Origin of the sequence: Stenotrophomonas sp. Y6, assembly GCF_022436665.1 — a bacterium.
Lineage (GTDB): Bacteria > Pseudomonadota > Gammaproteobacteria > Xanthomonadales > Xanthomonadaceae > Stenotrophomonas > Stenotrophomonas acidaminiphila_A.
In genome coordinates, this window is the sequence record NZ_JAKUKB010000008.1 from 250708 (window position 1) to 270098 (window position 19391).

At 69.4% G+C, this 19391-nt stretch carries 20 protein-coding genes; 8 read left to right on the forward strand and 12 right to left on the reverse strand.

Annotated elements, in window-relative coordinates:
- The first annotated feature begins 117 nt into the window (after positions 1–117).
- Positions 118–543, forward strand: coding sequence for a VOC family protein (locus MKP15_RS10910; RefSeq protein WP_104940184.1), 426 nt, complete (start codon positions 118–120; stop codon positions 541–543).
- 10 nt (positions 544–553) lie between these two features.
- On the opposite strand, the gene MKP15_RS10915 is transcribed toward MKP15_RS10910, so the two are convergent.
- On the reverse strand, positions 554–997 hold the full coding sequence (locus tag MKP15_RS10915) for a barstar family protein (protein ID WP_104938726.1): 444 nt from the start codon (positions 995–997) through the stop codon (positions 554–556).
- Positions 994–1452, reverse strand: coding sequence for a ribonuclease domain-containing protein (locus tag MKP15_RS10920; RefSeq protein ID WP_240212718.1), 459 nt, complete (start codon positions 1450–1452; stop codon positions 994–996). Before MKP15_RS10920 ends, MKP15_RS10915 begins: the two co-directional genes overlap by 4 nt.
- Positions 1453–1728: 276 nt before the next feature.
- Between MKP15_RS10920 and MKP15_RS10925 the strand changes: the two genes are divergently transcribed.
- On the forward strand, positions 1729–2340 hold the full coding sequence (locus MKP15_RS10925) for a superoxide dismutase (RefSeq protein ID WP_161614384.1): 612 nt from the start codon (positions 1729–1731) through the stop codon (positions 2338–2340).
- A gap of 90 nt (positions 2341–2430) precedes the next feature.
- On the opposite strand, the gene MKP15_RS10930 is transcribed toward MKP15_RS10925, so the two are convergent.
- Complete coding sequence (locus tag MKP15_RS10930; RefSeq protein WP_240212719.1) at positions 2431–3240, reverse strand: endonuclease/exonuclease/phosphatase family protein; 810 nt, start codon at positions 3238–3240, stop codon at positions 2431–2433.
- 147 nt (positions 3241–3387) lie between these two features.
- On the opposite strand from MKP15_RS10930, the gene MKP15_RS10935 reads away from it, so the two are divergent.
- Both MKP15_RS10935 and MKP15_RS10940 read left to right on the forward strand, forming a co-directional pair.
- Complete coding sequence (locus MKP15_RS10935) at positions 3388–4983, forward strand: oligopeptide:H+ symporter (RefSeq protein ID WP_104938729.1); 1596 nt, start codon at positions 3388–3390, stop codon at positions 4981–4983.
- A 2-nt stretch (positions 4984–4985) separates the two neighbouring features.
- Complete coding sequence (locus MKP15_RS10940) at positions 4986–5606, forward strand: rhomboid family intramembrane serine protease (RefSeq protein WP_104938730.1); 621 nt, start codon at positions 4986–4988, stop codon at positions 5604–5606.
- 92 nt (positions 5607–5698) lie between these two features.
- Here MKP15_RS10940 and MKP15_RS10945 read toward each other — a convergent pair whose 3' ends face one another.
- The gene (locus tag MKP15_RS10945) at positions 5699–5866 is read right to left on the reverse strand and encodes a hypothetical protein (RefSeq protein WP_202626399.1); all 168 of its coding nucleotides are present in this window, start codon (positions 5864–5866) and stop codon (positions 5699–5701) included.
- A gap of 202 nt (positions 5867–6068) precedes the next feature.
- On the opposite strand from MKP15_RS10945, the gene MKP15_RS10950 reads away from it, so the two are divergent.
- The 3 genes from MKP15_RS10950 to cfa are packed head-to-tail and all read left to right on the forward strand — an operon-like array spanning position 6069 to position 8385.
- Positions 6069–6362, forward strand: a complete 294-nt coding sequence (locus MKP15_RS10950) for a GNAT family N-acetyltransferase (RefSeq protein ID WP_240212720.1) — start codon at positions 6069–6071, stop codon at positions 6360–6362.
- Positions 6363–6419: 57 nt separating this feature from the next.
- A complete protein-coding gene (locus MKP15_RS10955) occupies positions 6420–7253 on the forward strand; it encodes a DUF3298 and DUF4163 domain-containing protein (RefSeq protein WP_104938731.1) in 834 nt (277 codons plus the stop codon).
- A gap of 16 nt (positions 7254–7269) precedes the next feature.
- Entirely contained in the window at positions 7270–8385 is a 1116-nt protein-coding gene (cfa, locus tag MKP15_RS10960) for a cyclopropane fatty acyl phospholipid synthase (protein WP_240212721.1), read from the forward strand.
- 110 nt (positions 8386–8495) lie between these two features.
- Here the strand turns inward: cfa and MKP15_RS10965 are convergent, their stop codons facing one another.
- Positions 8496–10664, reverse strand: a complete 2169-nt coding sequence (locus tag MKP15_RS10965) for a M3 family metallopeptidase (RefSeq protein WP_240212722.1) — start codon at positions 10662–10664, stop codon at positions 8496–8498.
- 151 nt (positions 10665–10815) lie between these two features.
- Between MKP15_RS10965 and MKP15_RS10970 the strand changes: the two genes are divergently transcribed.
- Positions 10816–11298 (forward strand): glutathione peroxidase, encoded by a 483-nt coding sequence (locus tag MKP15_RS10970; protein WP_345778731.1) that lies wholly within the window; start codon positions 10816–10818, stop codon positions 11296–11298.
- 12 nt (positions 11299–11310) lie between these two features.
- On the opposite strand, the gene MKP15_RS10975 is transcribed toward MKP15_RS10970, so the two are convergent.
- The 7 genes from MKP15_RS10975 to MKP15_RS11005 form a co-directional block, all read right to left on the reverse strand.
- Positions 11311–13722 (reverse strand): ATP-binding protein, encoded by a 2412-nt coding sequence (locus MKP15_RS10975; protein ID WP_240212723.1) that lies wholly within the window; start codon positions 13720–13722, stop codon positions 11311–11313.
- A 109-nt stretch (positions 13723–13831) separates the two neighbouring features.
- Positions 13832–14614 (reverse strand): ferredoxin--NADP reductase, encoded by a 783-nt coding sequence (locus tag MKP15_RS10980; RefSeq protein ID WP_161614391.1) that lies wholly within the window; start codon positions 14612–14614, stop codon positions 13832–13834.
- A 134-nt stretch (positions 14615–14748) separates the two neighbouring features.
- Positions 14749–16614 carry an ABC transporter ATP-binding protein gene (locus MKP15_RS10985; protein WP_240212724.1) on the reverse strand — a complete coding sequence of 622 codons (1866 nt, stop codon included), beginning with the start codon at positions 16612–16614 and terminating at the stop codon, positions 14749–14751.
- Positions 16615–16664: 50 nt separating this feature from the next.
- Positions 16665–16982 carry a BON domain-containing protein gene (locus MKP15_RS10990; protein ID WP_240212725.1) on the reverse strand — a complete coding sequence of 106 codons (318 nt, stop codon included), beginning with the start codon at positions 16980–16982 and terminating at the stop codon, positions 16665–16667.
- 61 nt (positions 16983–17043) lie between these two features.
- Positions 17044–17688, reverse strand: a complete 645-nt coding sequence (locus tag MKP15_RS10995) for a trimeric intracellular cation channel family protein (protein WP_240212726.1) — start codon at positions 17686–17688, stop codon at positions 17044–17046.
- A 93-nt stretch (positions 17689–17781) separates the two neighbouring features.
- Positions 17782–18228, reverse strand: a complete 447-nt coding sequence (locus MKP15_RS11000; RefSeq protein WP_240212727.1) for a carboxymuconolactone decarboxylase family protein — start codon at positions 18226–18228, stop codon at positions 17782–17784.
- A gap of 38 nt (positions 18229–18266) precedes the next feature.
- Entirely contained in the window at positions 18267–19166 is a 900-nt protein-coding gene (locus MKP15_RS11005) for an RNA polymerase sigma-70 factor (RefSeq protein ID WP_240212728.1), read from the reverse strand.
- Positions 19167–19391: the final 225 nt, after the last annotated feature.

The following is a 19391-nucleotide window of genomic DNA, read 5'->3' on the forward strand; positions in this document are numbered from 1 at the left end:
GCAGCGCCGCGGCGTTCCTCCAGCGCCGCGCCAACCGCGGTTGCGGCCGTGTGACAATCGCCGTGCACGGGCGCCGGTCATCGACCCCGCTTCCCGGGTTTCTGCATGGAGCATGCGATGGAAATGCCGTTTTCGGTGCAGCGCATCGACCATGTGGTGTTCCGCGTGCGCGACCTGTCGCGCAGCACCGCCTTCTACCAGGCCGTGCTCGGCTGCGAGGTGGTCAGGCGGCGCGCGCACCTGGGCCTGGTACACCTGCGCGCCGGCGCGTCGATGATCGACCTGGTCAGCGTGGACGGCGCCCTGGGCGCCCGTGGCGGTGCCGCGCCGGGGCAGGGCGCGCGCAACGTGGATCACCTGTGCCTGCGGGTCGAACCATTCGACGAGGCGGGCATCGTCGCCCACCTGGGGCGCCATGGGGTCGCCGTGCCGGCCGCGGCGGAGGTCAACTTCGGCGCCGAGGGCGACGGACTGTCGCTGTATTTCAGTGATCCGGACGGCAACGTGATCGAGCTCAAGGGCCCCGCGCGGCCGCCGGGCTGACGGCGCCGGCTCAGAGGTCGTCCGTTGCTGCGGCCTCGCCGCCGTGCGGCAATTCGAAGAACGCCCAGAACGGCACGTTGTCCGCGGCCCAGCTGGCCGCGGCTTCGGAGAGGACGTCCAGCAGGGTGTCGAAATCCGCCGGGCTGGCGTCGCGCAGGTCGCCGGCATCGCCGAACAACAGCGCATACCCCCTGGCCGGCAGCCAGGACAGGTCGCGCAGCGCATCGGACAACGCATCCCAGTTGCGGCCGCGGCCCGCCGGGAAATCCAGTTGGGTGCCGATGCGCAGCAGCAGGGTGCGCTTGTCGGTGCATGATTCCAGGTCCACGCGCAGCACCTTGAGCCCGGCATCGCGCGCGGCCGCCGCCAGCCCGCCGAGATCGCCGTGGGCCACGCCATAGACCCCGGCCTGGCCCACGTCCTCCAGGCCCATGTCGAATCCGCTGTCGCTCATTGCGCGCCTCCGTTGGCCGGGACCTGGAAATCACGGAAGGTCTCGTAGTGGTCGTCGGTGTAGTACCAGACGTCGGGCGGATCGCCGCCGGTGACGATCCGCCGCGCGCCGCGGTGGCCGAGGTCGGGCGTGCGCACGGTGTACTCGCGGTAGTAGCCGCGCGGGCGCTGCGGCAGGCGCCGTTCGCGGTTGCCGAACACGCTGCCGTCCTGGCGGTGCGGGAACGGGCCGCCGCGCAGGATCAGCGCGATGGTGTCGTGCGCCTCCGCTGGCAGGAAGGCCGGCAGTGCGTCGCCCGCGCCGGACCGGCGCGGCTCGCCAGCGCGCTCCGACGCCACGGCCTGGCCCAGCGCCGGCGCGAACTGCGGGGGCGCTGGCTGCTGCAGCGTGCGCATGGCCCACAGGCCGGCCACCAGCACGACCACGGCGGTGAGCAGAAGCAACGGTTTGCGCATGGAGCGGGGCCTGTGTCGCGTGCAAAGGGCGATTATCGCGCCTGCGCGCGTTTTTTCTTGAACGCGGGCCATCGGCCGGCGGCGGCGGGCGCTGTGCCGTGCCGGCGCGTGGAACACGCGGATTTCGCGGCGCGCGTGAGGTTTGTACCCACGGCAGGACGAAGTTTCCTTTACATCGACCTTGGTAAGTTGCCGCTTCCTGCCTACCATTGCCGGTGCACTGCCCGGCATGCGCCGGGCCCCCGAACCCAGGCATCACACCCAAGGAGAATCCTCATGGCCTACACCCTGCCCAAGCTGCCCTACGCTTACGACGCGCTGGAACCGTACATGGATGCGGCCACGGTGGAGATCCACTACTCCAAGCACCACCAGACCTACGTCAACAACCTGAATGCGCTGGTCGAGGGCACCGAGTACGCCGACCTGCCCATCGACGACCTGCTGCGCAAGGTCAAGACCCTGCCGGAGAACCTGCAGCAGGGCGTCCGCAACCAGGGCGGCGGCCACGGCAACCACTCGCTGTTCTGGGACGTGATCGGCCCGAACGCCGGTGGCACCCCGGGTGGCGCGCTGGGCAAGGCGATCGACGAGCAGCTCGGCGGTTTCGACAAGTTCAAGGAGGCCTTCACCAAGGCCGCGCTGACCCAGTTCGGTTCGGGTTGGGCCTGGCTGAGCGTGACCGCCGACAAGAAGCTGGTGGTGGAGAAGACCGGCAACCAGGAAAGCCCGCTGATGGAGGGCCGTACCCCGGTGCTGACCATCGACGTGTGGGAACACGCCTACTACCTGAAGTTCCAGAACCGCCGCGCCGAGTTCATCGAGACCTTCTACAGCCTGATCAACTGGAAGGAAGTGGAACGCCGCTACGAGGAAGCCGTGGCCTGACCGCTTGCGGTGATCGACGCGGGCGGGGCAGTGCCCCGTCCCGCGCACGGATGACCAACGAAGCCGGGCGGAAACGTCCGGCTTCGCCGTTCACGGCGCCGATGGATCGGCCGGCGTTTCGCCGATCAGGCGCAGGGTGGTCATCACCCCCAGCACCAGCGGCGCCGGTTCCTCGCCGGTGGGTGCCAGCGCCACTGCCTGCTGGGCCACGTCGGCGAAGCTGCGCACCTGGTAGAGCACGTCCAGGCCATGCGGGCGGCCCCCGGACGTGCCGCCGGCGGCCGGCTGCCGCGCCGACGGGTTCCGCCGTGCCGGCTGGAAGCCCGGCAGTTGCCGGACCAGTTCGTCGGTGGGCGCGGAGAACTCGCCCACGACCAGCGATGGCTGGTCCGCGTCGGTCGCGCCGATCCAGGCGAGCAGGTCCGCCGCCTGCCGCGCCCGCACCTCCGGGTCGTTGCCCTCCGGGGCGATGCGCGCGACGTAGATGTTGACCGCCTGCCGCTGCAGGCGCGCACGCTGCATGCCGGCGGCGGTGAGCTGCCCCGGGCCATGCAGCAGGGTCAGCCCGTCCTCGATCACGTCCAGTCCGGCCAGCAGCGCGCTGCCGCGGCGCTGCGCATGGCTGGGCGGGTCGGCGGTGATGAAGTCGCAGCTGTAGCTGAGCCGGGTGGCCAGCCAACAGGCGGCGTTGGGTGCGCCCGGCGACTGCCGCACGTCCTGCACCGCGATCACGTCCGCGCGCAGGTCCGCCAGCAGGTCCAGGATCCGCCCGCGCTGGCGCTCCCACTGCGCGCTGTCCTGGGGCAGCCGCAGGCTGGCGATCCGCAGCACCGGCGGGGCGGGCTCGGCGGCCACGGCGAAAGACAAGGCGAGCAGCGCCAGACAGCCCCAGTGCTTCATTGCGACGACCAGTACGGACTGGCGGCCATGCTAGCGCGCGGCGCTGTCGAGGGCCCGTGCAGGCGCGGCGTCGTGCGCTGCCGCGCGCGCGCGGGCGGCCGCTTGCGTTACCCTTGCCCCCTTTGCATTCGCAGGATCGCCTTACAGATGACGAGCAACGACGTGGCAGCAGCCCCCGCCGGCAAGGCCGGCATGCCCCGCCAGATTCCCTACATCATCGGCAATGAAGCCTGCGAGCGCTTCAGCTTCTACGGGATGCGCAACATCCTGGTGCAGTTCCTGATCACCTCGCTGCTGCTGCAGGAGTTGACCGCCGACGGCCGTGCCGGCGAGGCCAAGGACATCATGCACAGCTTCATGATCGGCGTGTATTTCTTCCCGCTGCTCGGTGGCTGGCTGGCCGACCGCTTCTTCGGCAAGTACCGCACCATCCTCTGGTTCAGCCTGGTCTACTGCGCCGGCCACCTGTGCCTGGCGCTGTTCGAGAACAGCCGCGAGGGCTTTTTCCTCGGCTTGGGCCTGATCGCGCTCGGTGCCGGCGGCATCAAGCCGCTGGTGGCCTCGTTCATGGGCGACCAGTTCGACCAGGGCAACAAGCACCTGGCCAAGATCGTCTTCGATGCCTTCTACTGGATCATCAACTTCGGTTCGCTGTTCGCCTCGCTGCTGATCCCGCTGGCGCTGAAGAACCTGGGTCCGCAGTGGGCGTTCGGCATCCCCGGCATCCTGATGTTCATCGCCACGTTCGTGTTCTGGCTGGGGCGCAGGCGCTACGTGCTGGTGCCGTTGCCGCCGAAGGACCCGCATTCGTTCGCCAACGTGGTGCGCACCGCGCTGCTGGCGCGCGCACCGGGGCAGGGCAATGCCGGGCTGCTGGTGGCGCTGGCCGGCATCGCGCTGGCGTTGTGGGCGCTGGTGCTGGCGGCGCTGACCCTGGGCGGGCTGCATGAAGGCGGGCTGGGCGTGGTGATCTACCTGTGCCTGGCGCTGGTGGCACTGCTGGCCGGCATCGGCGGCGGCACCATGCTGCAGCTGGACCGCGCCCGCGGCGCGCATCCGGACAGCGCGGTGGAAGGCGTGCGCTCGGTGCTCAAGGTGCTGGTGATCTTCGCCCTGACCACACCGTTCTTCTCGCTGTTCGACCAGAAGGCCTCGACCTGGGTGCTGCAGGGCCAGCAGATGACCATGCCGGCCTGGTTCACCGCCTCGCAGATGCAGGCGATCAACCCGCTGCTGGTGATGATCCTGATTCCGTTCAACAACCTGGTGCTGTACCCGATGCTGCGTCGCTTCGGCTTCGAGCCGACCGCGCTGCGGCGCATGACCGCCGGCATCGCCTTCAGCGGCCTGGCCTGGGTGGTGGTGGGCGGCCTGCAGGTGGCGATGGACGGCGGCGACGCGTTGTCCATCTTCTGGCAGATCCTGCCCTATGCGCTGCTGACCTTCGGCGAGGTGCTGGTGTCGGCCACCGGCCTGGAGTTCGCCTACAGCCAGGCCCCGGCGTCGATGAAGGGCGTGGTCATGAGCTTCTGGAACCTGACCACCACCATCGGCAACCTGTGGGTGCTGCTGTCCAACGCGGCGGTGCGCAACGACACGGTGACCGCGCGCATCGCCGGCACCGGGTTGAGCGAGGCGGCGTTCCTGATGTTCTTCTTCGCCGGCTTCGCGTTCGTCGCGGCCCTGGCGTTCGGCCTGTACGCACGCCGCTACAGGATGGTCGACAACTACCGGGCAGCCTGACCATGCAAGGACCGATAACCCTGTTGCTGATCGCCGTCACCAGCCTGGTCTCGTGGCTGGCCTTCAGCAACCGCAAGCTCGCCGACCGGCTGATCCTGTGGCCGCCGGCGGTGGACCGCCATCGCCAGTACGACCGGCTGGTGACCTACGGCTTCATCCATGCCGATTTCGCCCACCTGCTGTTCAACATGGTCACGCTGTTCTTCTTCGGGCGGCTGATCGAACAGATCATGCTGCGCGTCACCGGCAACTGGTGGACCTACCCGCTGTTCTACGTGGCGGCGCTGGTGGTCTCGATCCTGCCCAGCTACCTGAAGAACCAGAAGAACCCGAACTACCTGAGCCTGGGCGCGTCCGGCGCGGTGTCGGCGGTGCTGTTCGCCTTCATCCTGATTTCCCCGTGGTCGCTGATCTTCGTGTTCTTCATTCCGGCGCCGGCCATCCTCTACGGGGTGTTCTACGTCGGTTACAGCATCTGGATGGACAAGCGCGGCAACGACAACGTCAACCACAGCGCGCACCTGGCCGGTGCCGCGTTCGGGGTGATGTTCATGCTGTTCATGGAACCGCAGGTGCTGCAGGTGTTCCTGGAGCAGCTGATGAACCCGCGCTTCGGGCGCTGACGCGCAGCGCCACCGGCCCGGGACGGTGCGGCGCCGTCACCGGGGCAGGGCCCAGGCGGGGCCGTGGCCAGCACCGGCCGCGGCCGGCCGTACTAGGCGGCGTAGGCCGCCAGCAGGCGGGCGTGCACTTCCTCGTCGATCTTCTTGAACTCCCAGCCCTGGGTCTCGCCGTTGAAAGCCAGTTGGAACAGGCCTTCAAGCAGCAGTGCATCGGGGTCGTCGGGGGGCAGCGGGTGCGAAGCGTCGAACGGTACGGGCATGGGACGGCGAGCGGAAAAACGTCCACGTCCCGCAGCAAACCGCGTGCCAGCCGCTCCGCCCGCGCGTGGCGAAGGGCGACCGGCCGCTGGGCGCCGGGTGGCCGGTCGGAAAGTGACGTCCCGCGGCGGTGCGCCGCGCCTTTCACGTCACACCGGCGCGTGACCGCGGCACAATGGGCTACCCCGTCCAGCGAGCCCTGCCATGAGCCATGATGACACCGCGCTTCCGCCGGTGGCGCACGATGCCGCCGCGTACCGCTTCAGCGTGGTCGTCGACGGCCACCCGGCGGTACTCGATTACCTGCGGCGCGGCGTCGCGATGGTGATCACCCATACCGGCGTGCCCGGCGCCATCGGCGGCCGCGGCATCGCCGCGTGGTTGACCCGGGCGGCACTGGCGCATGCGCGCGCGGCCGGCCTCAAGGTGATCCCCGAGTGCAGCTATGCGGTGGCCTTCATGCAGCGTCATGGAGAATATGCGGACCTGCTGGGATAATCCGCGGCGGACGCGGCTCCGGGTGGAGCCGCGCGATCCATCCACAAGGGAAAGGACATGAAAAGGTCGGGACAGGGAGCCTGTGCGGCGGCATTGATCGCACTGGCGATGGCAGGATGCGGGAAACACGAGGCGCAGGCACCGGTGGCCGCGCCGGACGCGGCGCCGGTGGCGGAGGCACCTGCCGATGCCGCGCCGGTGGCGGTGGAGCTGCATGACGTGATCGACACCAATGCCCGCTACGTGCTGGGCATCAGCTACCCGCCTGCCGCCAACGCCTACCCCGGTCTTGCCAAGGCCCTGTCCGACTATGCCGAGCATGCCCGGTCCGAGCTGCTCAAGGCGGTGGACGAGCTTGGCAACGACACCCCTACCGCGCCCTACGAACTGTCGCTGGCCTTCGATATGGCCGTGAACACCCCGAAGGTGGTGGCGGTGTCGGCCGAAGGCAGCAGCTATACCGGCGGCGCGCACGGGCAGCCGCTGGTGGCGCGCTTCGTCTGGCTGCCGGAACGGCAGGAACTGCTGACCGCGCAGGCGCTGGTCGATTCGCCCAGGGGCTGGCAGGCGGTCAGCGACTACACCCGCGACAAGCTGCTGGAGCAGGCGATGGTCCGCGCCCAGGGCGAGGACATGACCCCGGAAGAGCAGCAGGCGCAGGTGCGCAACCTGTCCAAGATGATCGACCAGGGCACCACCGCCGATGCCGCCAACTTCGCGCAGTTCGAACCGGTGATGGACGCCGCCGGGCGCATCGCCGCGCTGCGCTTCGTGTTCCCTCCCTACCAGGTCGGTCCATACTCGGACGGCACCCAGACCGTGGACGTTCCGGCGTCCGTGCTGTTGCCGCACGTGGCCGCCGGTTACCGGGAGCTGTTCGCACACCCCTGAACCGTGGAGGCCAGCGATGGATGCAGGGCTGCAACGACGCGTCGAGGCACTGCTGCACGAGGCGGGCATCACCCCCGGCGGGGGACGCCCGCAGGACATCGACATCCTCGACCCGCGCTTCCACGCGCGAGTGCTGGCCGACGGCTCGCTGGGCCTGGGCGAGAGCTACATGGACGGCTGGTGGCGGGCGCGTTCGCTCGACGCGTTCCTGGCCCACCTGCTGGAGGCGCGGCTGGACGAGCGCGTGCATGGTGGCGGCGAGGTCTGGGACGCACTCAAGGCACGGCTGTTCAACCTGCAGGCCGGGCAGGGCAGCTATGAGGTCGGCAAGCGCCACTACGACCTCGGCAACGACCTGTACCGGGCCATGCTCGGCAAGCGCCTGGTCTACAGCTGCGGCTACTGGCGCGACGCCGGCAACCTCGATGACGCGCAGGCGGCCAAGCTCGACCTGATCTGCCGCAAGCTCGGCCTGCGCCCCGGGATGCGCGTGCTGGACATCGGCTGCGGCTGGGGCGAAGCGCTGAAATACGCCGCGCAGCACCATGGCGTGGAAGGCGTGGGCATCACCATCTCCCGGGAACAGGCCGAGTTCGCCCGCGGACTGTGCGCCGGCCTGCCGCTGGAGATCCGCCTGCAGGACTACCACGAGCTGGACGAACCGTTCGACGCGATCCTGTCGGTGGGCATGTTCGAGCATGTCGGGGTCAAGAACTACCGCGGCTACTTCGAGGTGGCGCAACGCTGCCTGCGCGAGGACGGGCTGTTCCTGCTGCACAGCATCGGCAGCAATGTCAGCCGCGAGCGCACCGACCCGTGGATCGCGCGCTACATCTTTCCCAACTCGATGCTGCCCTCGGCCGCGCAGATCACCGCGGCGATGGAAGGGCTGTTCGTGCTCGAGGACTGGCACAACTTCGGCACCGACTACGACCGTACGCTGCAGGCATGGCGGGACAACGTGGAGGCGGCGTGGGAGCAGCTGGATCCGCGCTATGACGAGCGTTTCCGGCGCATGTGGCGCTTCTACCTGGCGGCCTCGATGGCGAGCTTCCGGACCCGCCATGCGCAGCTGTGGCAGCTGGTGCTGTCGCCGCGCGGGGTGGCGGGCGGGTACGTCGCCCCACGCTAGCCGCCCCCGGCGCGCTCCCCGCCGCCGCGGTCATCGGCGTGCCAGCAGCGCGGCAAAAACAAAGCCGCCCGGCGGACCGGGCGGCTTTGCGCGGAGCGCGGCAGGAGGGCTTACTTGCCTTCGGCGCCGGTCAGGCCACGCTTCTCCAGCAGCGGCCCGATCTGCGGCTCGTGGCCGGCGAAGTTGCGGAACAGTTCCATCGCATCGACGCTGCCACCGCGCGACAGCAGGGTCTTGCGGAAATGATCGCCGTTGGCGCGCGACAGGCCGCCGTTGTCGCGGAACCACTTCTGGGTGTTGGCGTCGAGCACCTCGGACCAGATGTAGGCGTAGTAGCCGGCCGAATAGCCGCCCATGATGTGGCTGAAGTACGTGGTGCGGTAGCGCGGCGGCACCGGCGCGTAGTAGATGCCGTCCTTGACCAGCGCCTCGTGCTCGAACTTGACCACGTCCTGCGGGGCCGGGACCTGGTCGACGCCGATCTGGTGCCAGCTCTGGTCCAGCATGGCCGCGCCGAGGTACTCGGTGGTGGCGAAGCCCTGGTTGAACTTGGACGCGGCGATCACCTTGTCCAGAAGCGCCTGCGGCATCGCCGAGCCGTTCTGGTAGTGCTTGGCGTAGTTGGCCAGGATGGTCGGTTCGTCGGCCCACATCTCGTTCACCTGCGACGGGAACTCGACGAAGTCGCGCGGCACCGCGGTGCCCGAGAAGTAGGGGTACTTCACGTTGGAGAACATGCCGTGCAGGGCGTGGCCGAACTCATGGAACGTGGTGGTCACCTCGTCCCAGGTCAGCAGCGTGGGCTTGCCGGCCGGCGGCTTGGGGATGTTCAGGTGGTTGGCCACCACCGGCTTGTCGCCGGTCAGGCCCGACTGCGATACGTAGGCGTTCATCCACGCACCGCCGCGCTTGGACTCGCGCGCGTATGGGTCGAAGATGAAGATCGCCAGCTGGCTGCCGTCGGCGTCGAACACGTCATAGACGGTGACGTCGTCGTGGTACACCGGCAGGTCGGTGCGCTGCTTGAAGCTCAGCCCGAACTCCTTGCCGGCGGCGAAGAACACGCCGTTCTCCAGCACGTTCTTCAGCTCGAAATAGGGCTTGAGCTGGGATTCGTCGAAGTTGTACTTGGCCTGGCGCACCTTCTCGCTGTAGAAGGCCCAGTCCCACGGCTGCAGCTCGAAGCCCGGCTTGCCGGCGGCCTTCTGCTCGGCGTCGATCATCGCCTGCAGGTCGGCGGCTTCGCGCTTGGCGTTGGCCACGGCGGCCGGGGCCAGCTGGCCGAGCATGGCGTTGACCGCTTCCGGGGTCTTGGCGGTCTGGTTGCCCAGGCCATAGGCGGCGTAGTTGGCGAAGCCCATCAGCGCGGCCTTCTGCGCGCGCAGGGTCATGATCCGCGAGACCAGCGCGGTGTTGTCGTATTCGCCGCCCTTGCTGCCGCGCGACACCGACGCCTCGTAGATGCGGCGGCGCAGGTCGCGGTTGGTCAGGTTGGTCAGCGCCGGCTGCCCGGTGGTGTTGAGCAGGGCGATGACGTACTTGCCGTCGAGCTTGCGCGCCTTGGCGGCTTCGGCGGCGGCGGCGATCTGCTCGGCCGACAGGCCATCGAGCTGCTTGGCATCGTCGACCACGATGTAGGAGGCGTTGACCTCGGCCAGCACGTTCTGGCTGAACTTGGTGCCCAGCCGCGCCAGCTCGGCGTTCATGTCCTTGAGCTTGGCCTTGTCCGCGTCGGACAGCTTGGCGCCGGCACGCACGAAGTTGTCGTGGTACTTCTCGACCAGGCGCAGGCCTTCGGCGTCCAGGCCGAGCTTGGCGCGGTTGTTGTAGAGGGTCTCGATGCGCGCGAACAGCTTGCCGTTGAGGTTGATCGCGTCGCTGTGGGCGGCGAAGCGGGCCGAGTAGTCGGCCTGCAGCTGCTTGCGCGCGTCATTGGTGTCGGCGCCGATCAGCGAGAAGAACACGGTGGTGGCGCGGTCGAGGATGGCGCCGCTCTTTTCCAGCGCGATCAGGGTGTTGTCGAAGGTCGGCGGCGCCGGGTTGTTGGCGATGGCCTCCACTTCCTCGAGCTGCTGCTTCATGCCGGCGTCGAAGGCGGGGGCGAAATCGGCGTCCTTGATCTTGTCGAACTGCGGGTAGTGCAGGGGCAGCGGACTCTCGGCGAAGAACGGGTTGGCCTGCTGGGCGGTTTGCCCGGTGGCGGCGTTCGCGGCCAGGCTGTAGGCCGGCAGGGCGACGCCCAGGGACACGGCCAGGGCGAGGGCAAGACGGGTGTTCAAGGTCGGAAACTCCGGAAAAATGCTGAACCTTCAGGGTAACCCGGCGGCCCCGCCGGCGGGTGTGTCGAATGGCAGGGTTGCGGCGGAATGCCTGCTGCTGCAAAGCCATGCCGGCGAATGGCGTACGCTGGAGCTCCGCCTGGAGCCTGCCGTGACCGTTGTCACCGATTTCGAACTCACCGCCCTGGACGGCACGCCGTTGCCGCTGTCTGCCTACGCCGGCAAGGTGCTGCTGGTGGTCAATACCGCCTCGCGCTGCGGCTTCACCCCGCAGTACGCGGGGCTGGAGCGGCTGTGGCGCCAGTACGCGGCGCAGGGGCTGGTGGTGCTGGGCTGCCCCTGCGACCAGTTCGGCCACCAGGAGCCGGGCGACGCGGCCGCGATCCAGGCGTTCTGCAGCCTCGATTACGGGGTCAGCTTCCCGATGTCGGCCAAACTGCAGGTCAACGGCGCCGGCGCGCACCCGCTGTGGCGCTGGCTGCAGCGCGAGAAGCGCGGCGCGCTGGGAATCGCCGCGATCAAGTGGAATTTCAGCAAGTTCCTGGTCGGGCGCGACGGCCGGGTGATCGCCCGCTATGCGCCCACCGCGCGCCCGGAGTCGCTGGAAGGCGATGTCCGGGCGGCGCTGGGCTGAGCCGCCGGCCGCTCAGGCCGGCGTCGCGTCGCCGGCGGCTTCCAGCAGGTCCTGGTGCTGCAGCCGGGTGCGGGTCGGGTCGCCATCCTGCGCCATCGCCCGTTGCAGGGCGCGACGGGTGGCGGCGGTGACCAGCGATTGCAGGTCGCGCCCGGAGCGGCCTTCGGTGGCCGCGGCCAGCGCATCCACCACCTCGTCGACGGCGAAGTCCAGCGGTTTGCCGGCCAGCTGCAGGCGCAGGATGGCGGCACGCGCCCCGGCGTCGGGCAGGCCGATCCGGATCTTCCGCTCCAGGCGCGAGAGCAGCGCGCTGTCGATGGCATCGGGGTGGTTGCTGGCGGCCAGCAGGAACACCTGGCCCTGGCGGGTGCCCACGCCATCCAGCTCCTGCAGCAGCTGTGCGACGATCTCGGCGTTGAGCTTGTCCGAACCTTCGCCGCCGCGTGGCGGGGCGATGGTGTCGATTTCGTCCAGGAACACGATGCACGGTGCCTGCGCGCGCGCTTTCTCGAACAGCTGCTTGACCCGTGCGCCGCCGTCGCCGAGGAACTGGCCCTTCACCTCGGTGGAGGACGCGGCGATGAACGACAGCCCGGACTGGCTGGCCAGCACGCGTGCGATCTGGGTCTTGCCGGTGCCCGGCGGGCCATAGAGCAGGATGCCGCGCGGCACCGGGATGTTCATCCGCGCCAGTTCCTCGGCGTGCAGCAGCTCCTTGCCCAGGCTTTCGAACTCGGCGCGGGTGGAGGCGGGCAGGATCACGTCGTCCCAGCCCAGCGCCTGCACCGAGGTCGAATTCTTGCCGCGCAGGCGCGCGATGGCGGCACTGAAATCCTCCGCCGTCGGGCGCCCGGCCGGGTGGGTGGAGACCACGCTGGTCACCAGCGTGGACAGGTCGCGCCCCGACATGCCGCTGGTCTCGCGCACCAGCGCCTCGGTCACCGGCAGCGCCAGCTGCGCCTTGCCGAACTCCGCCTGCAGGATGCGCTCGCGCGCGGTCGCGTCCGGGGCCGGCAGCTCGATGGACACGGTGAAGCGCGACAGCACCGCATCGTCGATCAGTTCGCGGCGATTGGTGGCGCCGATCACCAGCACGTTGCCACCGCCCTGGTTGAAACCGTCCCATTCGGCGATGAAGGTCTGCACCAGCTCGTTGCCGAAATTGTCGGTGTCGCGGCTGCCGCGGCGCGCGAACGCGCTTTCGCACTCGTCCACGAACAGGATCGTCGGCCCCTTGGCGCGCGCCTGCTCCCACAGCTTCTTGACCTTGGGGCCGGTGTGGCCGATGTGCTCGCCCTTCAGGTCGGCGATGGTGACGGCGACGAAGTTGCAGTCCACGTGCCGGGCCAGCTTGCGCGCGATCAGGGTCTTGCCGGTACCCGGCGGGCCCCACAGCAGCATGCCCTTGGGCAGCGGCGGCTGGCCGGCGGCGAACCGGTCCACCAGCTTGACCACCTGCTCCAGGGTCGCCTCGGGAATGGCCACGTCCTGCCAGTTGGCTTCCATCTTGTCCAGCGAACCCAGGCGGGTGAGCAGCGACTGCAGCACCTGCTGCTCGCGTTCGTGCGGCGCGCTGAGCTGCTGCAGCTCGACGATGGCCGGGGCGAACGGCGCCAGCAGCGGCGCCAGCGTGGCGGCCAGCGGCTCCCAGACGGCACGGTGGCCGTCGACTTCGGCACGGACCCGTACGAAACCGCCCGGATGGCCGTTGAGCGGCAACCGGATGAAGATGTCCGGGTCCTTGTCGGCGGCGATGTCGGTACCCAGGCCGACCATCACCGCGTGGGAATTGTCGTGCTTGTCGGCCAGCTGCCAGCTGATGCCCAGCTTCTCCGCCGACGGTGCCGGTGCGCGCACCACCGGGTAGGGATGCGCGCGGCCGTCCTCATGCTTCCTGCCGAAGGCGTTCAGCTGCAGCTGGCGCTTGCCCAGTTCGTCGATCGAGGCCAGCACCGGGGCGGCGTTGCGTCGTACCAGCCGGCGCCGGCCCAGCCACACCAGCGCGGCGTACAGCGGCAGCGCCGGCGGCACCACGGCGCACAGGCCGAACAGCAGGCTCACCGGGAACGGGAAGCGATAGCTGTACAAAGTGAAGATCTGGCTGAGCTGGAAGTACAGCAGCAGGCTGCCGAGCAGGCCCAGCCAAACCAGCAGCCGGAAGCCACCGGTGCCCAGCGCCGCCTTCAGGCTCAGCGCCGGGCCCAGAGTGCCCTTGCGCGCAGCCTGCAGCGCGTCGCGGCGGGCCTGCGCCAGGCCCTGCTCGAATGCCGGGCGCATGGCCTGGGCGGCCTGGCAGGCGGCAGGGTAGGCAGTGCCGAGCGCCTGCTTGGCGCTGTCGAGGCGTTGCCGGCACTGGGCCAGTTCTTCAAGCAGCACGGTGCGCTGTCGGTCGATGAAGCTGCTGCGTGAAGCGACTGGATCCATGAACTGTGTCCTGTAAAGAAAACGGCCGGATCTTCGTGATCCGGCCGGTACGTTAAACGATCGACAGGACGCTTCAAAGGCGCCGGCTGTCGGTGAATTCCCTACAGCCTCACTTCTCCACGAACGCGCGCTCGAACACGTAGTGCCCCGGCGAACCGATCCGCGGCGAGACCTCGAAGCCGCGTGCGTCCAGCACCGTGCGCAGGTCGGCCAGCATCTGCGGGCTGCCGCAGATCATGAAGCGGTCGTTGGCCGGGTCGAACGCCGGCAGGCCCAGCGTGCGCGGCATCTCGCCGGTTTCGATCAGCGTGGTCAGGCGGCCCTGGTTGCGGAACGGCTCGCGCGTGACCGCCGGGTAGTACAGCAGTTTGTCGCGGACGATGTCGCCGAGGATCTCGTCCTCGAACAGCGCCTTCTCGAAGTACTCGCGGTAGGCCAGGTCGCGCTCGTAACGCACGCCATGGCAGACGATGACCTTCTCGAAGCGCTCGTAGGTCTCCGGGTCCTTGACGATGCTCAGCCACGGCGCCAGGCCGGTGCCGGTACCCAGCAGGTACAGGTGCTTGCCGGGGTGCAGGTCGGAGATCAGCAGGGTGCCGGTGGGCTTCTTGCCGACCAGGATGGTGTCGCCGGGCTTGAGGTGCTGCAGCCGCGAGGTGAGCGGGCCGTCCTGCACCTTGATGCTGAAGAAGTGCAGTTGCTCTTCCCAGTTGGCGCTGGCGATGGAGTAGGCGCGCATCAACGGCCGGCCGCCCTCGTTTTCCAGGCCGATCATCACGAACTGGCCGTTCTCGAAGCGGAAGCCATTGTCACGGGTGGTGGAAAAGCTGAAGTAGGCGTCCGTCCAATGACGGACTTCAAGCACCGTTTCGGTGCCGTAAGCGGAAGACATGCCGGGATTCTTCGGGGGGATGTAAACCTGCACATTCTAGCAAACCGCCCCCGGGCGGCCGTAATGCGACCGTTTGTCGCCCCTGCCGGCGGGGGGCGCTGCTGCCGGCAGGGGCGCCGGCGCGCTGCGCGCGCTCAGCGGTAACCGGCGGCCTGCAGCTCGAACAGTTCGGCGTAGCGCCCGCCCTGGGCCATCAGTTCGGCATGGGTGCCGCTGGCCTCGATGCGGCCGTCGGCCAGCACCAGGATCCGGTCGACCATGCGCACGGAGGAAAAGCGGTGCGAGATCAGCACCGCGGTGCGCTGTTCGGATAGCTCCTTGAAGCGCTGGAACACCTCGAACTCGGCGCGCGCGTCCAGCGCCGCGGTGGGTTCGTCCAGGATCATCACCTGCGCGTCGCGCATGTAGGCGCGGGCGATGGCGATCTTCTGCCATTGGCCGCCGGACAGGTCCACGCCGTTCTTGAAGCGGCGGCCGATCAACTGCCCATACCCTTCGGGCAGGGCATCGATCACCTCGTCGGCCAGCGCCCGCCGCGCGGCATCGCGGATGCGCGCCGTGTCCGGCATCGCATCGACCTGGCCGACGCCGATGTTCTCGCCCGCCGTCAGGTGGTAGCGCACGAAATCCTGGAAGATCACCCCCATGTTGGCGCGCAGGTCGTCCAGGTCGTAGTCGCGCAGGTCGCGCCCGTCGAGCAGGATGCGGCCTTCGTCCGGGTCGTAGAGCCGTGCCAGCAGCTTGACCAGGGTGGTCTTGCCGGCGCCGTTCTCGCCGACCAGGGCGATCACCTCGCCGGCCCTGAGCTGGAAATCGAGATGCCGCACCGCCCAGCGCTCGGCATCGGGATAGCGGAAGCCCACGTTCTCGAACACGAATCCCTGGCGGATCGGGCGCGGCACCGGCAGCGCATCCGGGCGTGAGCGGATTTCCGGCTCGATGGCGAAGAACGAGAACAGGTCGTCCAGGTACAGCGCCTGCCCGGCGACCTGCGAAAAGCCGGTCAACAGGCCTTCCAGCAGCTGCCGCAGGCGCAGGAAGCTGCCGGACAGGAAGGTCAGGTCGCCGATGCTGAAATCGCCGCGGATCGTGCGCCAGGCGATGTAGGCATAGGCGGCGTAGTAGCCCAGCGTGCCCAGCGCCGCCAGCACCGTGCCCCAGAGCGCACGCTTGCGCGCCAGCCTGCGGTTGGCCTGGTAGAAGCGCCCGGCCAGCAGTTTGTAGCGGTCGATCAGGAACCGGTGGAGGTTGAAGATCTTCACCTCCTTGGCGGTTTCCACGCTGGCGCCGACCTGGCGCAGGTAGTCGAGCTGGCGCCGCTCCGGGGTCCAGCTGTAGTTGAGCGAATAGCCCAGCGTGTTGAAGTGCGACTCGCCCAGGAACGCCGGCACCAGCCCCAGCGCCAGCAGGGCGATCAGCCACGGCGCATAGGCGACCAGGCCGGCGGCGAAGCTGATCACGGTGACCATGTCCTGCGCCTGCCCGAGCAACTGGCTCATCAGGTTCATGCGGCCCATGGTCTGGCGCCGGGCGCGGTCGAGCTTGTCCTGCAGCTCCGGGTCCTCGAAATCCTCCAGGTCCAGTTCGGCGGCGTGTTCCATCAGGCGCACGCTGGTGGCGTTGGTGAACAGCTCCGACAACAGGGTGTCGGCATAGCTGACCACCCGCCCCAACAGGTCCGAGGCGATGGCGATGCCCAGCTCCAGTGCCAGCAGCTCCAGCAGCGTGTCCAGCTGGCCGCTGGCCAGCGCCTCGCCCAGTGGCGGCATGGCACCGGCGCCGGCCAGGCGCACCGCCTCGTCGATGATCAGCTTGCCGACGTACAGCATCGCCACCGGCAGCAGCGCGCGCAGCAGGCGCAGGCACAGGCTGGCCAGGGTCAACCCCGGGCTGGTCTGCCATACCTGCCGCAGGAACGGCGGCAGGTTGCGCATGGCGTTCATGCGCTCGCGGAAACTGGGGCGTTTGCCGGAGGCGGAAGCGGGCGACGCGGGCGGCATGCGGGGCTCGTGCGAGGGGGCCGGCTCAGGTTAACCGTTGCCGCCGGGGTTCAGCCGTTCCCGTCCTGGCCGGTGGCGCCGCCGTGCGCGGCACCATCGCCGTCCGGGTCGTCGCGCACCGCACGGCCGTGCGGGCCGAAGGAATGGCTGCCGCTGTCGATGTTGAGGTGGCTGCGTACGCCGCGGACGCCGTCGATCGCCGCCACCGTGGCTTCCACCTGCCGCCTGGTCGCCGCGTCGGGTACGTCGCCGGAGAGCGTGACGTGGCCCTCGCTGACCTGTACCAGCACCTGCGAAAAACGGCCCTGGGCACCCAGCGTGCGCACTACTTCGTCACCGATCAGCGTATCGGAACGTTCCGCGGCCATGGCCGTCTCCTGCGGGAAGGGGGTTCCACCATGGCGCAGGCGGCGTGAGCGCGCCGTCACCTCAGCGGCGTGGGCCTTCCGGCGGCGGCGGGTCGGAGGACTGCAGCGCGACCGGCAGGTGCCAGCCATAGTGCATGGCCATCATCCGCAGCCCGAAGCACAGGCCGGCGCCGGCCAGCGCACACGGCAGCGGCGGCAGCCCGAGCCAGTAGCCGAGCGCCACCACCGCGGCGCCGGCCAGCGCGGCCACGGCGTACAGCTCGGCCTGCAGCACCAGCGGTACCTGCGCCAGCAGCACGTCGCGGGCGATGCCGCCGCCGATGCCGGTGAGCATGCCCAGCGCTGCGGCCATCGGCGGGGCGATGCCGAAGGCCAGCGCCTTCTGCGTGCCGGCCACCGCGAACAGCGCCAGGCCCATCGCGTCGAACATGCGCACCGGGTACTGCAGGCGTTCGATCAACGGCGCCCAGAAAAAGGTCACGATGCCAGCGGCCAGGGTGATGGCCGGGTAGCGCCAGTCGCTGATCGCCGCCACCGGGGTGGCGCCGATCAGCAGGTCACGGGTGATGCCACCGGCCAATGCAGCAGCGAACGACAGCACCAGCACGCCGAAGATGTCCAGCCGCCGGCGTACCCCCATCGTCGCCCCGGACAGGGCGAAGACGAAGGTGCCGATGAGGTCGAGGATCAGTACCAGGGTTCCCATGCGGCGGTATTGTGCGGCCTGCCGCCGGCGGCGGCCATCGGCAGGGGGCGCGGGCGGAAGCGCCGCCCCTCCGCGGGAAGCGGCCGGGGCCGGTCAGGGCAGCGGCGGCAGCAGGCCGGCGCCGAGACGGTTCCAGGCATTGATGACGGCCACGGCCATGCTCAGGTCGCTGATGCCCTTGGCATCGAAATGCGGCGCCAGCGCGTCGAACGCAGCCTGCGACGGTGCGCCGTCGGGCAGGCGGGTCAGGGCTTCGGCCCAGCCCAGCGCGGCGCGCTCGCGTTCGTCGAAGAAGCGGCTTTCGTGCCAGGCCGGCAGGGTGTCCAGCTTGCGCGGCTCGATCCCGGCCTTGCGCAGCGAGGTGGCGTGCATGTCCATGCAGTAGCCGCAGCCGTTGATCTGCGAGACGCGCAGGAACACCAGTTCCAGCAGGTCGTGCTCCAGCGACGCCGAGTGCACGGCCTGGCTGGTCGCCAGCAGGGCCTTGAACGCATCGGCGGCCAGGCGGGTGTAGGGAACGCGGGGGGAAGTGCTGCTCATCGTGAGGGGTTCCAGTTGGCGGTCGGCAGTGGCCGCCTTCATTGCAAGGACGCGCCCGCGTCGCCGGCCGTGACAAGGGCGCGCAGTTTGTGCGGGTTGAGCACGCTGTAGATGCGCGCGATGCGGTCGCCATCGACCACGATGGTGGTGACCGAATGCAGGTGGTCGCCCTCGAAACGCAGGATCGCCGGCTCGCCGTTGACGCTGCCCAGACGCGCCGGATGGGCGCTGCCGCGGCGCGCGATGGCCCAGAACAGCTGGCCGATGCGCTCGGCGCCGAGCAGCGGCCGGATCGCCGCGGTGACCACCCCGCCGCCGTCGGAGATCAGCTGCGCGTTGGCGTGCAGCAGGGCCTGGATGGCGGCGTTGTCGCCCTGCTGCGAGGCCTCCATGAACCGCGCCAGCAGCCGCCGGTGCTGGCCGGCATCGGCGCAGAAGCGCGGCCGCCCTTCCTGCAGGCGCCTGCGCGCGCGGTGCACCAACTGGCGGCAGTTGGCTTCGCTGTGGCCGAGCAGGCCGGCGATGACCGCATAGTCGTGGTCGAACGCCTCCTTGAGCAGGAAGGCAGCGCGCTCCTCCGGGCCAAGCTGCTCGAGCAGGGCCAGGAAGGCCAGCGACACGTCCTCGGCCAGGGCGTGGACCTGGGCGGGATCGGGTGCGGGTGGAAGGTCGGCGGCGATGTGCAGCGGTTCGGGAAGCCAGGGCCCCACGTAGTCCAGGCGCTGGCGCGTGGCCGCGCGCAGCCGGTCCAGGCCGAGCCGGGTGGTGGCGGTGACCAGCCAGGCCTGCGGATCAGCGATGGCGGTGGCATCGGCCCCGGCCCAGCGCAGCCAGGCGTCCTGGACCACGTCCTCGGCGTCGGCGCGGCTGCCGAGCAGGCGGTAGGCCAGCGCCAGCAGGCGCGGGCGGTGGTGCTGGAAGGTGTCGGTCATGTCCATGCGGCAAGGACGCGGCAGCGCGCGCCGGCGTGACAGCGGGAGCGGTTACTTTGCCTCACCGGCCGGCCGGCGGCCGCGGACGGTGCGTTGCAGAGCCGCCATGGCCCGCAGGGCGGACAGGAAACCGCCGGGAGCGGTTTCCAACATCGCGCGGCGATGGCCCGCAGGGCGCCCGCCATGGATGGCAGGGCGTAAAATGCCCGGCTCAACCCCCGCCAGCCTCGA